Annotated in this window: 9 protein-coding genes; all 9 read right to left on the bottom strand. The window is 29.9% G+C overall.

Features of this window, described 5'->3' with window-relative positions:
• Positions 1-3: 3 nt before the first annotated feature.
• The 9 genes from B5D11_RS08285 to B5D11_RS08240 all read right to left on the bottom strand — a co-directional run bounded on the left by B5D11_RS08285 (position 4) and on the right by B5D11_RS08240 (position 13,705).
• The gene (locus B5D11_RS08285; RefSeq protein WP_078682570.1) at positions 4-663 is read right to left on the bottom strand and encodes an aspartate/glutamate racemase family protein; all 660 of its coding nucleotides are present in this window, start codon (positions 661-663) and stop codon (positions 4-6) included.
• Positions 656-2,350: a TIM-barrel domain-containing protein gene (locus B5D11_RS08280; protein WP_078682569.1), complete on the bottom strand. Its 1,695-nt coding sequence runs from the start codon at positions 2,348-2,350 to the stop codon at positions 656-658. The genes B5D11_RS08285 and B5D11_RS08280 overlap by 8 nt, the downstream gene beginning before the upstream one ends.
• Before the next feature lie 29 nt (positions 2,351-2,379).
• Positions 2,380-4,806: an alpha-mannosidase gene (locus tag B5D11_RS08275; protein WP_078682568.1), complete on the bottom strand. Its 2,427-nt coding sequence runs from the start codon at positions 4,804-4,806 to the stop codon at positions 2,380-2,382.
• Between the two features lie 207 nt (positions 4,807-5,013).
• The gene (locus B5D11_RS08270; protein WP_180376985.1) at positions 5,014-7,539 is read right to left on the bottom strand and encodes a glycoside hydrolase family 2 protein; all 2,526 of its coding nucleotides are present in this window, start codon (positions 7,537-7,539) and stop codon (positions 5,014-5,016) included.
• Between the two features lie 28 nt (positions 7,540-7,567).
• Entirely contained in the window at positions 7,568-8,287 is a 720-nt protein-coding gene (locus B5D11_RS08265) for an MBL fold metallo-hydrolase (protein WP_180376984.1), read from the bottom strand.
• 89 nt (positions 8,288-8,376) lie between these two features.
• On the bottom strand, positions 8,377-10,794 hold the full coding sequence (locus tag B5D11_RS08260) for an alpha-mannosidase (protein ID WP_078682565.1): 2,418 nt from the start codon (positions 10,792-10,794) through the stop codon (positions 8,377-8,379).
• 326 nt (positions 10,795-11,120) lie between these two features.
• Positions 11,121-11,423: a hypothetical protein gene (locus tag B5D11_RS08255; protein ID WP_078682564.1), complete on the bottom strand. Its 303-nt coding sequence runs from the start codon at positions 11,421-11,423 to the stop codon at positions 11,121-11,123.
• A 470-nt stretch (positions 11,424-11,893) separates the two neighbouring features.
• Positions 11,894-12,787, bottom strand: a complete 894-nt coding sequence (locus tag B5D11_RS08245; protein ID WP_078682563.1) for a carbohydrate ABC transporter permease — start codon at positions 12,785-12,787, stop codon at positions 11,894-11,896.
• A gap of 3 nt (positions 12,788-12,790) precedes the next feature.
• The gene (locus tag B5D11_RS08240) at positions 12,791-13,705 is read right to left on the bottom strand and encodes a carbohydrate ABC transporter permease (protein WP_143327689.1); all 915 of its coding nucleotides are present in this window, start codon (positions 13,703-13,705) and stop codon (positions 12,791-12,793) included.
• Positions 13,706-13,743 lie beyond the last annotated feature (38 nt).

Raw genomic sequence — 13,743 nt, 5'->3', positions numbered from 1 at the left:
ATTCTATTCCTCCAATACTCTTTTAACAGCCTCCATACCTGTATAAGGACTTATGAGAAATTTATCTTTAAGTTCTTCTGGAATTAATTTTATAGTTCTTGTCATAGAAGCTTGAGCCAATACAACAATATCATTATTCCTTAAAAGTTCTATTAATTTGCTTGAAACAATTTTATCGTATTGATCTTCTTTCCCTTTATTTAGTAAATTCCCTACTTCCTCAATAAGAAGCTTATCTATACTTATTTCTTTTCCTAATTCTTTTGACTTATTAAGAATTAAATTAATTGTAGGTTTAAGAGTAGAAGCTAATGTAGCAGCCACTCCTATTTTACTTCCCCTTTCAACGGCTATTTTTGTCATTTGCTCATCTATTCTTAGAACCGGTACTTTTACTAAGTCCTTGCCTAGTTCTACAAGCTCTCCAATTGATGAACAAGCACATAAAATTGCGTCTGGTTTTAACGTTGAGGCATTTACCAAGTAATTATTAAATCTGTATTTCACATCCTCTGGAATATATCCTAGTGAATTTATTTCTGGTAAAATGCTGTCATCTAATATATTTACTATATTGCAATCAATCTTCAGTTCTGAGGCAATATTTTTTAATAATTCTATGGTTACTGGGGTTGTATGAATTATAACTAAGTTTTTATTCATACTTTTCACCTCTTTCAAAAGCATCCCATGCTTTTCTTATAACCTTGTGTTCTTCTTCTGTTATTTCTTCTTTTGAATTATCTATTAAATCAATATAGTAAAGTGATGGAACGCCAAGTTCAGGCTGAAGTTTTATATAATCTAACCAAGCTTTTTTATTTGGCATTGGCCAGTTATCTGTATCAATCACTAAGCTGGGACACGCAGCTTTTGCAACTCTTGCTCTATGAAGCATAGCATTATTTATATCAGCTGATGTATTAACATCATTTAGTCTTATCATATCTGTAACATTTTCAAGGTATGGATTTGGTGTATGACTTATTATTAAAGCATCTCTTTTTACTTTTTTAGCTTCTGTATGAATAATTTCTAAGTATTTTTTCATAAGCTCTAATCCCCATAAATTCCCGTAACTTTTACAATAAGCACCAGATGGTATTCTTGCTGTAAAATCTATCTTAAAACCATCAGCATCTAATCCTTCTTTTGAAAGTATGTTTTTTATACAAGCTCTAAATATTTTTCCGTATTCTGGGTTAGTTGGATCAACAGCTAATTTATTTCCTTTAAAATCTCTAATACATAATTCTTCAGAAACTCCTTCTGGATCCCAAGCCTTAAGCCATAATAAAACTTTTTTCCCATTATTATGAACATCTTTTATAAAATTTTTCATATCGGGCCATTTTTCTTTATCTACATCATTTAATCCATAGTTTTTCTGCCATTTATCATCGATAACAATAATTCCTGGGTTTAAATTTATTTCTCTTAATTTGTTTAAAAAGCCATAATAATTTTCTTCTGTAGCTAATTTAGATGCAGGTTCCCCTGTTTTTACTTCTAATGCACATTGTGCCCCCCATCCACAGAAAATTGGCGTTTTCCACCAGCTTGGCTGCTCGTAAGATTTTCTATTTACTCTATTTAAATCACTATAAGTTTTTAATAATTCATACTCATCCTCTCCAAATATAAATACAATTTTGGGAAGACTATATTCACCTTCTATTTTGGTATGTCCTTCATAAGAAAGAGATAAATAAGAACCTTTACCCCCTTTATATATAAATTCTGTAAATAACCAATTTCTTTCTTCAGCTTTTACACCTATGGTGAATTTCACATTATCTTTTATTCCTACAAAAGAAAAAGGTGGTGGAGTAAAAAACCAATGATCTTTACCATAAATAGGTACACCTGTTAAATCAATTCCCGTTGTTTCGCTTGGTAGTGAATAAAATTCTTCCTTGCAATCTGGTTCTGGATTAAAAATCTTATCTACTATAAAGCTAGAATAAAATCTTCCACTGCTCCATCTAAGACTTCCTGTATAATATCCACTAAAGTATTCAACTTCATCTATGCTACCTTTTCCATTTATATCAAAACTATACTCAAATCTATCTTCCTTGCATACAATTTTATATTCTTTGCTTTTCCAAATTGAGCTGTCAGCTGTTGCAGTAAAAGTAATTTGTCCTTGACTTTCTTCATAGTTCCAATCCGATATATTTGAAACTACATCTCTTCCTTCTAAAGTATTGCAAGAAGATACAAGATATAAATCCATTAATAAATTTCCTTCTTTATTCCTTATACCTACATAAGGCCTATCTTTATAAAAATTTAAATCATATTTTTCAGCACTAAGTTTTATTGTTTTATTATTTTCAATTTTCACTCTTCTTCCCCCTAATTAAAACTTAATCTTTAAACTTCCAACATATTTACCTCTTTGTATATATAGTCTTCATTTTCCCTTGTGATTAATATAGTTTTTATTTCACAAGGAGAAAATACCAAATTATACTTTTTATTTATATATTTTAAGCTTAACTCAGTTTTAGTTTCACTACCTTCAATTTCATACATTCTTAGAATATATCCATTATCATCTTCCGAAGTTTTTAAAACTTCAACTATTATGTTTTCTTTATCTAAACTTATTAGACTCATATTTTGAGCTTTTATTTCTCCTTTATGATAAGTATCTATTAAATATTCATATCCCACATTAAGGATATCTGACAGTTTATTTGCCTTAACATTTCCACATTTTTCATCAAAGCTTATTACAAAAGAAAATATCTGCTCTCCTTGATCCATATATCTATAAATTACATCTTCCTCAATTGGCGCCGGATCATGATGAGCATATACTGGACTTCTGCAAATAGTCATATTGTATACGTTATTAGTCATGTCATAAGCATATTTACTGTCATTAGCTATAACTACTCCATAGTTCTTATCTCTCTCTTCTATCTTTACCCAGCTATGTGCAAATTCTTCGTGTCCTTCATAAGAATCTCTGTTTAAATATCCATAAGGTATTTCACAAATAAATTTAGGATTTTCAACATTTATAGGCATCGAAATTTTTAATATCTTATGTTTCTCCTGCCAGTTAAGATAATTTTTTACTCTTATATAGTCAGCATCTTCATAAAGAGTATAAAACTGTTCAAGCTTAGATTCCCCATATTTTGATGTAACTTTTATTATAGCTCTATTACATCCCTTTTCTAAAATTCTCATATCTACTAATTCAAAGTTGCCTATAACTTCATTAAAATTTTTTATACCATGACTCCAAGTATCACTTTCATCTTTAATTACCTTGGCAATAATTTCCCCCTTTAAAAGCTCAAATTTATTTCTTTTGTCATATATACTTCTTATATTTCCGCTTTGTTTATTGAATATTACTTTAATATTCTTATTTTCTAGAATGTTATCATAAACTTTCATATCCTCTTTTATTATTGAAGGTTCTCTATCAAAAATTCTATACACTCTATATCCAAAAGCTGGTATATTAACTTTAAAAACAACTCTTCTTCTTCCTCCAAAGTTTACATTTGTAGTTGCTGCAGAAGTTCTAGTCCTTTGATATGGTACTTCATTTCCTAAATCATCAACTATAGTTAAAGCTTTTTTGCAATCCCAAGCTATTTCTAAATCTGCCCATTCATCAAACTCATAAGAATTAGTGTTAAATAAAATTAGTGGGTAACCTTCTCCTAAAGTATCTATTTTATTAGCTATAGCTTGAATAGCTGTATTACTAATAAATTTTCCTTTAGAAATTACTGAATTAAAATGCGAAACAGCATCGTTTCTAGCTTCTTCAATTGAAGTGCCTGCTAAAATATCATGAAATTGATTAAATAGTAGTACTTCCCATATTTTTTCTATATCATATTTAAAATTTTTATTATTTCCAAGCATGTTAGCCATAGCTCCAAGCTTTTCTGAAATTATAATCACATTTTCAGCTTTCCTATTTAATCGTTTCAATTCAGAATCAGCTGAATAACATCCTACCGAATGGTGCTGAATCTCATCCTTGTATTCAGGAAGGTTCTGTTCATCTACTTTACTAAAGAAATCTTTTACTGTTGAAAATAAAATCTTAGGCATTGTTTTATCTTTCTTCAATTCATAAATAGTATTTATATTTTGTATTGTAGGCCCTCCTCCATGATTACCTACACCATAAAAACAAAGCATTTCGTTGTAGTTTTTCATGACTTTTAAAGTTTTTTCTATATTTTTTAATATATGTTCTTTAAACCATGCAGTATATTCCCCTGGCAACCTACAAGTGATTATAGTACTACCATCTTCACTTTTCCACTTAAAAAGAGGTGAGTCTATATGTTTTTCACTCTCTACCGGTCTCATAAACAAATAATATTTAAATCCACTTTTCTTTAATATTTGAGGAAGCATGGCATTGTGACCGAAACTATCTATGTTGTACCCTATAGTACATATATCCCCAAAAGTTTTCTTTAAATATCTTTGTGAGTAAAGTGCTTGCCTTACAAATGATTCTCCACTTGGAATATTACAATCTGGCTCTACAAACCATCCTCCTACTATTTGCCATCTGCCTTCTTTTACTCTTTTTTTAATTTTTTCAAACATTTCAGGATCTATATCTTCTATCCATTTATAATAGACTATAGAACTAGCTGTAAAATTAAAATCAGGATATTCATTCATTCTATCAAGTACTGAACTAAAAGTAGCCTTTACTTCTTGAAAACCCTCCTGCCATCTCCAAAGCCATACTGGATCTATATGAGAGTTTCCAATCATATGCAATGTTTTTTTGTTATCTTTGTTCATATTAGATCCTCCAAACTATACCCATTAATAAATATATTTTTGTTTTTATAAATCGTTTCCAGAGTGCATAAATAAAGTATTCCTTTTAGCTTATAAATTTCTTAATCTTTTGTACTTATCTTACACTTTATATTTTACTTATATAAACTGTTTTATAAATAGAAGGGTGTTATTAAAACATGGTATAATGTTGGATTATATTTTATATTATTCTTTTAGAACATTGTAAGAAACATTAAGTGCTTCAATAGCTAAGTTTCCCAAAGTAACCTTATCATTAGTGCTTTCAATTGCAATTTCTTTTATTTCATTTGGTAAAATACAACAATAATTATTATCAAAATATAAGTAATTTTTAGAATTTAAATCTTCATTACTAGTAATAAATAAGTACAATACTGCAGTTTTACCATTATTAGTAATACTAACGCCTTTCTCTGTCTGTTTTAGTAATAATGATGGTTGTTCAAGTTCAAATACATCTTTTAAATCCTTTCCTTTAGTAAATAAATACTCATTACTTGCAAGTATTTTATTATCAGTTTCCAATCTAAGTCTCAATAAAAATAGAGAAGTAGGTATCTTATTCAGTTTTATATTTAAATCTACTAATTTAACCGTTGCATTTTCCACAGCCTTGCAATCCATGGTGGATTTATAGCAAATTGTACCATCTACTGCAGCAATCTCCACAACAGACTTAAGCTTTTCTAATACTTCTAGCTCTTGACTTAATAATTGAGTTCCAATAAATATACTGCACTTAAAATCTTCTTTTTTAAATAAAGACGATGATTCAAAAGACGCTGAAATTAAAAATGAACTATATGCCTTCTTAATTCCAAAATATGCAGGCTTTGGATTTCCGTAATAATCTAAACTTGAAGTACAATAGTTATTTGGATAAGGCTCATTAAACTGCCATGGAAATGTTCCACTATTGTGAAATGCTCTTCTTTTATTGCACTCAACAGCATATTTTAATCCTTCATACTGCATATACTGACTAGCCTTACGAATACTTTCTATATCCTTTAAATTTCCTCCAAAGGTTTCTTGAATTAATGGTTCATTCGTCCACCATGCCCCACGATGAAAATATATTTCATTATCTTTACTTGCTGGTAGAAAATGCTGTGGGTCTACAGATTTATGCAAAGTATTGTAATTAGTCATGCCTTCTACTCCAAATTCTGTGTGAATCAAAGAAGTACCTAAATTATAAAGTTTGTAGTGCTTTTGCAAGCCTTGGTGTTCCCAAGGCCCATGTACGTCATAAAGCTTATCTGGATACTTTTCTATGTTTTCTATGGAATTTGAAAATACTCCGCCAGATGGAGATGTAGGAAGCCATTTTCTTTTTGAATCAAACTTTTCTACCTGCTCATTTAGAACAGTTAGAAGTTTATCTGTGCTATTTAAAGGCATTCCTTCATCATCCTGAAGTTCATTACCACCACACCAAATAGTAAGTGCTGTATGATTTCTTTTTCTTTTTATAATAATTTCAGATTGATATTTCATTAATTTTATATAATTTTCATCATGAGATGTTTTATTATCGATACCTGAACTAGACAAAATAAATTCCTGCCAAATTAAAATTCCATTTTCTGCACATTCATCATAAAAACTATCTTTTTCGATTAAACCACCACCCCATACACGGAATATATTTATGCCTGCTTCTTTAGCCAATCTAATTAATCTTTGTTGTTTTTCTTTTCTATTCACCCCATACATGACATCAATAGGAACCCAATTGTATCCATTCATATAAATCTTTCTGCCATTTACATTAAGCACAAAATCAGGAGCATCTTTATTAGCTTTATCATTATGAGTAAAAACAATCTCTCTTATACCAAACCTTTTCTCTAATGTATCAGATTCTTTTCCTTCTTTATTATATAAAATTACTTTTATTGCATACATGTAATGATCTCCATAACCATTAGGCCACCATAGAACAGGATTATCAACTATCAAGCTTATATTTGCTTTTCCTTTTTCTACTTTAGCTTCTGCCATTTTTTCTCCAAATAATACCTCAACCTTATTTCCTTCTGCTAAATAGGTTTCTATTTCTATTTTAATATTAGCCTTGCTATGATCCTTTGCCAAATCAGAACTAATATATACATTCTCAAGTGTAGATTCTTCTGTTACCTTTAAATAAACATCATCCCAAATTCCTTGATGAATCATTCTAGGGCAGAAGTCCCACCAATATGTCATACGTGATTTGTGAGTATAAACTAAGCTTGTTTTTCCAACCTGCGGCTGCTCTATTGGTGCTGGCTCTATAACAACAGCTAATAGGTTTTCCTCTCCTAAAATCAATAAATCAGTGATGTCTTTTTTCCAGGGGATAAACATTCCTACTTGATATCCGATAGATTTTCCATTTAAAAAAATTTCACTTTTATAATCAATACCATCAAAACATAAAGTTACTTTTTTGCCTCTAAGTTCTTCACCTAAGATAAATTTTTTTTTATAAACCCACGTTCTTGCAGGTACCCATTCTACCAACTTTGAATTTAATTCAAAGTATGGATCTGGTACTAATCCATCTTCAAACAAGTCATTAAGCACGCTCCCTGGAACAGTTGCCTTGTTCCACCACCTAACGTCTTTAGTGTTAGGCTTTACTGAATCTCTCCATACCCAATCCATTCCAATAAATTCTTTCATAAGCCAATCATTTCCATTTAAAAATATATTTTTCATATTTCCCCCTATAAACCTAAATTTAAAATTAATATTTATACTTATCCTTAAAAGTTTTAAACCAAGGATTATAATAGTGAGCAAAACTTGCCCTAGCATCTTTTAATCTATCTTCTACATCTCCTAATAGTATTGGGTTTGAGTGTCCAACTACCATTAAGTCAAATTTTCTTTCACAAAGACAATCTAAAGACTTTTTCCAATCTTCTTCATTGGAATCAATTTTAGTACTAAATCCACCATATAGTGTATCTCCCGCTATAAGCACCTTTAAATCTGAAACGTTTAAAACATAGCATACACTACCAGGAGTATGACCCGGAGTATGTATTACTTCAATATTAATACTTTCAAAATTAAAAATCTTATTTTTCTTTAACACTCTGTCTACTTTAAAAGGAGTAAAACTTTTCCCATATAAGAGTCCCGCGGTAGTTTTTATATCATCTCCATCTTCAACTCTTTTCACATCATTTTCATGAAGAAAAACTTCACTACCATACTTTTCTTTAAAAAGATAAGCTGCACCAATGTGATCGTAATGCCCATGAGTTCCAAAAATATATTTAATATTTCTAGGCTCAACTCCACACTTTTTTATATTTTCTATAAGTTTGTCAAAGCCTTCAGGAGTTCCGCAATCTATTAAAATAGCAAACTTCCCACAGTTTAATAAATAAGATGTTGCATCAAATCTATGAGTTAAAACTTCACCCGACACCTGGTAAAAACTATTTAATAATTTCATATTATCCTCCATTCCACTGCTATACTGCAGTATAAAAATATATGTTTAGTAAATAAATCTCTGTGTTTAAAATTACACAGAGATTTATTTTACTCATTCCATTCTAATAAATTAGTTTCAACCACTGGTTTTTCAGTATTTTTAGGTATTCTAAAAGTTTTTATTTCGCAAGGCTTAAATAATACATTTAATGTTCTTTCAAGCTTTGGAAGATTAATGGTTACTTTTGTTTCTTCTCTAGTTGTTTCATATAATCTTAATATAATATCATCATTATCTTCTGCTTTTTTCATTGCTGAAACAACTATATTATTCTTATCAATGTTTATAAAGGAATACTTTTGTGGCAAGTTCCCTTTGTGATAACTTTCTATTATAGTAATAGCTTTTTGATTAAGTTCAAGAGCTTTATTTACAGTACACGCTTCTTCCCAGCCTCCATTGTGAGGATATATTGTATAGTTAAATTGTTGTATTCCTTGATCTATAAAAGAATATTCTCCGTCTGGATCAGGTACTAATGGATCATGATGTGCATATATTGGACTTCTAAGTACTGTAAGATTAATTTCCTTATTTAAAACATCATAGCTATATTTACCATCGTTTAATATAGAAATTCCCACTATATCACTCTTATCAGATATAGAACCTGTTATATCCACCCAGTTTTGCATTGGATATTCTTCACCATCTAATTCTCTTTCAATGTGTCCGTATGGTATTTCAAAAGTACCTTTCCTAAATATAATATTAACTGGGAATTTAATTTTTAATACTTTGAATTTTTCGTGCCAATCTACAAGTACTTTTACATCTATTTGATCTAATTCATTATACATTGTAAAGTCTTGAACTATTTTTGATGAGCCATACTCACTTACTACCCTAATAGTAGATTTTACTGGACCATATTCAAGTCTCTTTATGCTTTTTGCTTTAAATTCTCCTATAACTTTATCATATCTTCTAACGTTATGTGACCAAGTATCACTGTTATCTTCTATAACTACAGGTCTAGCCGCAGGTGCTGAGAATAACTCTGACTTAATATCTTTCTTTAAAAGACTCTTTATAAAACCTGTTTCCTTATCAAACTCTAATCTGTAATTTTTATTTTCTATAACATTATCGCTGCACTGTACAGGTTCTAAATTTAAAGTTGAAGCCTGTTTTATAATTTTATAAACCCTATATCCAAGTGCAGGAAGTTCCGCCATAAAACTAATTTTACACCTTCCACCTGCTGTAGCATCAGAATGCACTATCTGCATTGGTACTTGTTTTCCTTCTTCATCTACAAGGATGAAACCTTCTTTTACTGTGCTTGATTCCAATTCTACATTAACTTTGCTTTCAAAACTGTGTGGATTGAATACTACAATAGGTTTCATTCCTTCAACTTGTTCTATATTTATGTCCCAGGAAATAGCTTGAACTGCATAGTTAAGTCCTCTTCCTGCTATGCTCATTGCTTCCCCATACATATCTCTTGCATCATTATATGCTGTTTCAATACTTGTTCCTGCTAATATATCATGGAATTGATTAAATAATACATTATGCCAAGCTTTTTTATAGTTTTCTACATATGGCTGACCAGTTATTACATTAGAAATTACTGAAAACTTTTCTGCTACAAGAAGTCTATTTTCAGCTTTTCTATTCCAAATCTTCACAGCAGAATGAGCAGCATAACATCCACTTGCATGATGTAATAATTCTCCATGAACTATTGGAAGTTCATATCCTTTTACATGTTTGAAAAACTCATTTACAGAGCTTATTTTAAGGTTTGGAAAATCTTCTCTTTCATTTAGTTCATGTATGCTTTCAATATTTTGTTTAGTAGGACCACCGCCATGATTCCCTACTCCATAGAAGCACATTGTGTCATTTATTGGTGCTTTAACTTCTGCTACACATCTTAATATGTGATTGTCTAATTCTTTTCCCCAACTGCAGTATTCATATGGAATTCTAAATGCTGTAACTTTTGAACCATCACTTGATTCCCATAAGAACAATCCATTAGGAAGCCCTTTTTCATGTGGACCTGGTCTTAAAAATACATAGCTATCTAATCCACTTTTTTTAAGTATTTGAGGGAGCATTGCATTATGTCCAAAACTATCAACATTATATCCAACTTCTGCTGTTACTCCAAATTTTTCTTTAAAATAATGCTGACCATATAAAGCCTGACGTATAAAAGATTCTCCTGAAGGAATATTGCAATCTGGCTGTATCCACCATCCTCCAACTAAAACCCATCTTCCTTCTTTAATTCTTTTTTTAATTTCTTCAAACATTTCAGGTTCATTATTTTCTATCCATTCATAATAAGCTGCTGAGCTACTATTAAATATAAAATCTGGATATTCATTCATTCTATCTAATGCTGACCTAAAGGTAGCCTTAACTTCCTGAAAGCCTTCTTGCCACCTCCATAACCAAACAGGGTCTAAGTGTGCATTTCCAATCATGTAAAGTGTCTTTTCTTTCATATAATTTCACCTCTTTAAATATTTAAATTTCTGTCATAATTAGTACTCTTAAGTCTTAGTGGCTTGTGTGCCTGCCCATAAATATCAGTTTGTACTACCTCATCTATATAATAAGAATTAGGTTTAAATAATATTAATGGAAATCCATAACCTCTTGTATCAATATTCTTAGCTATAGCTTGTATACTATTATTTAATATTCTTCTCCATATAGCTAACGCTCCATTAAAATCTTCTACTACCTCATTTCTTTATTCTTCTCTAGAAGTAGTAGCAAGAATGTCGTGAAACTGATTGAAAAGTATAATTCCCTACATTTTTCCTCATTAGGATATTTTTTCGATTAAACTTCCTAAATATGCAAGTCTCTCACTCTTAAACGCAATATTCTCGCTTAATCTATTAAGCTTTTTTATTTCCGAATCAATAGAAAAACACCCTGAAAATATTATTTGAAGTTCCTTATCAAACACAGGGAATTTTTTTGAATCTAAGCTTTCAAAAAACTCCTCTAAAGAACTACACTTTACATCTATATCTATTGTCTTATCTTTAATTTCCCTTATTGACTTTATATTATCTATAGTTGCTCCTACTCCATGATTCCCTACCCCATAGAAGCACTCCATTATGTCCAAAACTATCTACGTTATAACCTACTGTAGCAATCTTTCCAAATTCTTCTTTTAAATATTTCTGAAAATATATCCCTTGTCTTACAAAAGTTTTACTGCTAAGAATGTTGCAGTCTGGCTCTACAAACCAACCAACTACTATTTCCCATTTACCACTCTTAACTTCTTTTTTTTATTTGTTCAAACATATCAGGTAATATTTTCTCAATCCACTTATAAAAAGCTACAGAACTTGAAGTAAATTTATATTTATCATATTCATTCTATCAAAAACAGAAGCAAAAGTTGCTTTAACTTCTTGAGGTCCCTCTTCATATTTCCAAAACTAAACTAGATCTATATGAGAATTCCATATTATATAGAGTTTTTTATTATTCATTTCATACCTCCAAAATTCTCTAAGACAACCTTACTTCGTCGTTCTCACAATAGCTAATCTTTCCTTAAAAATTCATTTAATACTTTTATCCTTTTATTCCTGACATAGATACCCCTTCTATAAAATAATTTTGCAATGTAAAAAATATTATAATAACTGGTAGTAATACTATAAGAGATGCCGCCATAAATAATTGCCACTCCATACCATTTTGTCCCTGAAATGTTCTTAAACCCATTTGCAAAGTATACATTTTTTCATCAGTTAAATAAAGTAATGGTCCCATAAAATCATTCCACTTGCCATTAAATTCGAATATAGCTATAGCTGTTAAAGCTGGTTTACAAAGAGGTAATATTATTTTCCAATATATCATAAATTCATTAGCTCCTTCTATTTTAGCAGCTTCTGAATAATCATTTGGTATTCCTAATAAAAACTGCCTTAATAAAAATACATTAAATGCTCCTGCAAAAAATGGAGGCACTACTAAAGGTAAAAATGTTCCTACCCATTTTAATCTAGAATATAAAATATATGTTGGAATCATTGTAACAGTTCCTGGTATCATCATTGTTGCAAGTACTATTGCAAATAAAACTTTTTTCCCTTTAAAATTTATCTTAGCAAATCCATAAGCAACTAAAGAATTAGAAATAAGTGCTCCAATTACTCCCATTATTGTAATAAATACTGTATTTTTTAGATAAATTGTAAAAGGAGCAGATTTCCAAGCTTTAGGGAAATTTTCCCACACCCAATCTCTTGGAATAAAACTTGTATTTATAAATAATTCTTTATCAGATTTTAAAGCTGTAGAAATCATCCACAATAAAGGAAACATTATAAAAACAGCCCCTATTGTTAATATAACTAATACAATTATTTTTCCAATTAATTCTCCTCTTTTTTTACTTTTAAATTTATCTGTATATTTCAAATTTAATTCATTTTTTTCTTTATCAATACCTACATACATATATTATTCTCCTCCTTCATAATGCACCCATTTTTTCGATACATAAAGCTGTATCCCTGTAAATATCATTATTATGATAAACAAAACCCATGCAAGTGCAGAAGCATATCCCATCTGAAGTTCTAAAAAAGCTTTGTTATATAGATATAAATTATAAAAAAGAGTTGAATTAGCTGGTCCTCCTGTACCTCCAGAAATTATAAAAGGACCATCAAATATCTGAAAAGCTCCATTTATCCCTGTTATCATAACAAATAATAAAGTAGGAGATATCATAGGTAATGTAACATGTAAAAATTTTTTAAATCCTGTAGCTCCATCTATTTCTGCAGCTTCATATAAACTTCTTGGTACATCTTGAAGAGCTGCTAAAAAAAGAATCATACTTCCTCCAACACCCCAAAGTCTCATTATTATTAATGCTGGCTTTGACCATTTAGGGTCATTAAACCATGCTGGTCCATTTATCCCTATTATTCCCAATAATGTATTTGCCAAGCCACCGCTAGGATTAAATATCCACATCCAAAGTAATGTTACTGCCACTCCAGATAATACAGACGGAAGATAATAAACTGTTCTAAATATCTTTACTCCCCATACCTTAGTATTTAAGAGTAAAGCCAATAATAAAGCAAAAATTATAGCTAATGGAACACTAAAGATTACATAGTAAGCTGTATTTTTTAAAGCTGTTATAAAATATTCATCATGAAAAAATATATTAATATAATTTTTTAATCCAATCCATTTTTGTATAGAAGTAATATCATAAAAAGTAAAACCTGAATATAATGAAAAAATCATTGGATATAATGTAAATAATAAAAATCCTATAAGCCAAGGTGAAATAAACAAATATCCTTTTATAGTTTCTTTTTTTTCTTTTTTACTCATCTTATATGTAATTTTTTGCATAGGATGATCCTCCTTAAAATTTGGGCTGACGAAATTTT

The sequence above is a fragment of the Clostridium sp. USBA 49 genome (genome assembly GCF_900167505.1).
In the GTDB taxonomy this organism is placed as follows: domain Bacteria; phylum Bacillota; class Clostridia; order Clostridiales; family Clostridiaceae; genus Clostridium_AT; species Clostridium_AT prolinivorans.
This window is presented reverse-complemented; position numbering and strand designations above follow the sequence as displayed.

Excerpts from the sequence above, each read along its gene's own strand:
- B5D11_RS08265 (WP_180376984.1), bottom strand. The coding sequence starts at position 8,287 with ATGAAATTATTAAATAGTTTTTACCAGGTGTCGGGTGAAGTTTTAACT.
- B5D11_RS08260 (WP_078682565.1), bottom strand. The coding sequence starts at position 10,794 with ATGAAAGAAAAGACACTTTACATGATTGGAAATGCACACTTAGACCCT.
- B5D11_RS08255 (WP_078682564.1), bottom strand. The coding sequence starts at position 11,423 with ATGGAGTGCTTCTATGGGGTAGGGAATCATGGAGTAGGAGCAACTATA.
- B5D11_RS08275 (WP_078682568.1), bottom strand. The coding sequence starts at position 4,806 with ATGAACAAAGATAACAAAAAAACATTGCATATGATTGGAAACTCTCAT.
- B5D11_RS08245 (WP_078682563.1), bottom strand. The coding sequence starts at position 12,787 with ATGTATGTAGGTATTGATAAAGAAAAAAATGAATTAAATTTGAAATAT.
- B5D11_RS08240 (WP_143327689.1), bottom strand. The coding sequence starts at position 13,705 with ATGCAAAAAATTACATATAAGATGAGTAAAAAAGAAAAAAAAGAAACT.
- B5D11_RS08285 (WP_078682570.1), bottom strand. The coding sequence starts at position 663 with ATGAATAAAAACTTAGTTATAATTCATACAACCCCAGTAACCATAGAA.
- B5D11_RS08270 (WP_180376985.1), bottom strand. The coding sequence starts at position 7,539 with ATGAAAAATATATTTTTAAATGGAAATGATTGGCTTATGAAAGAATTT.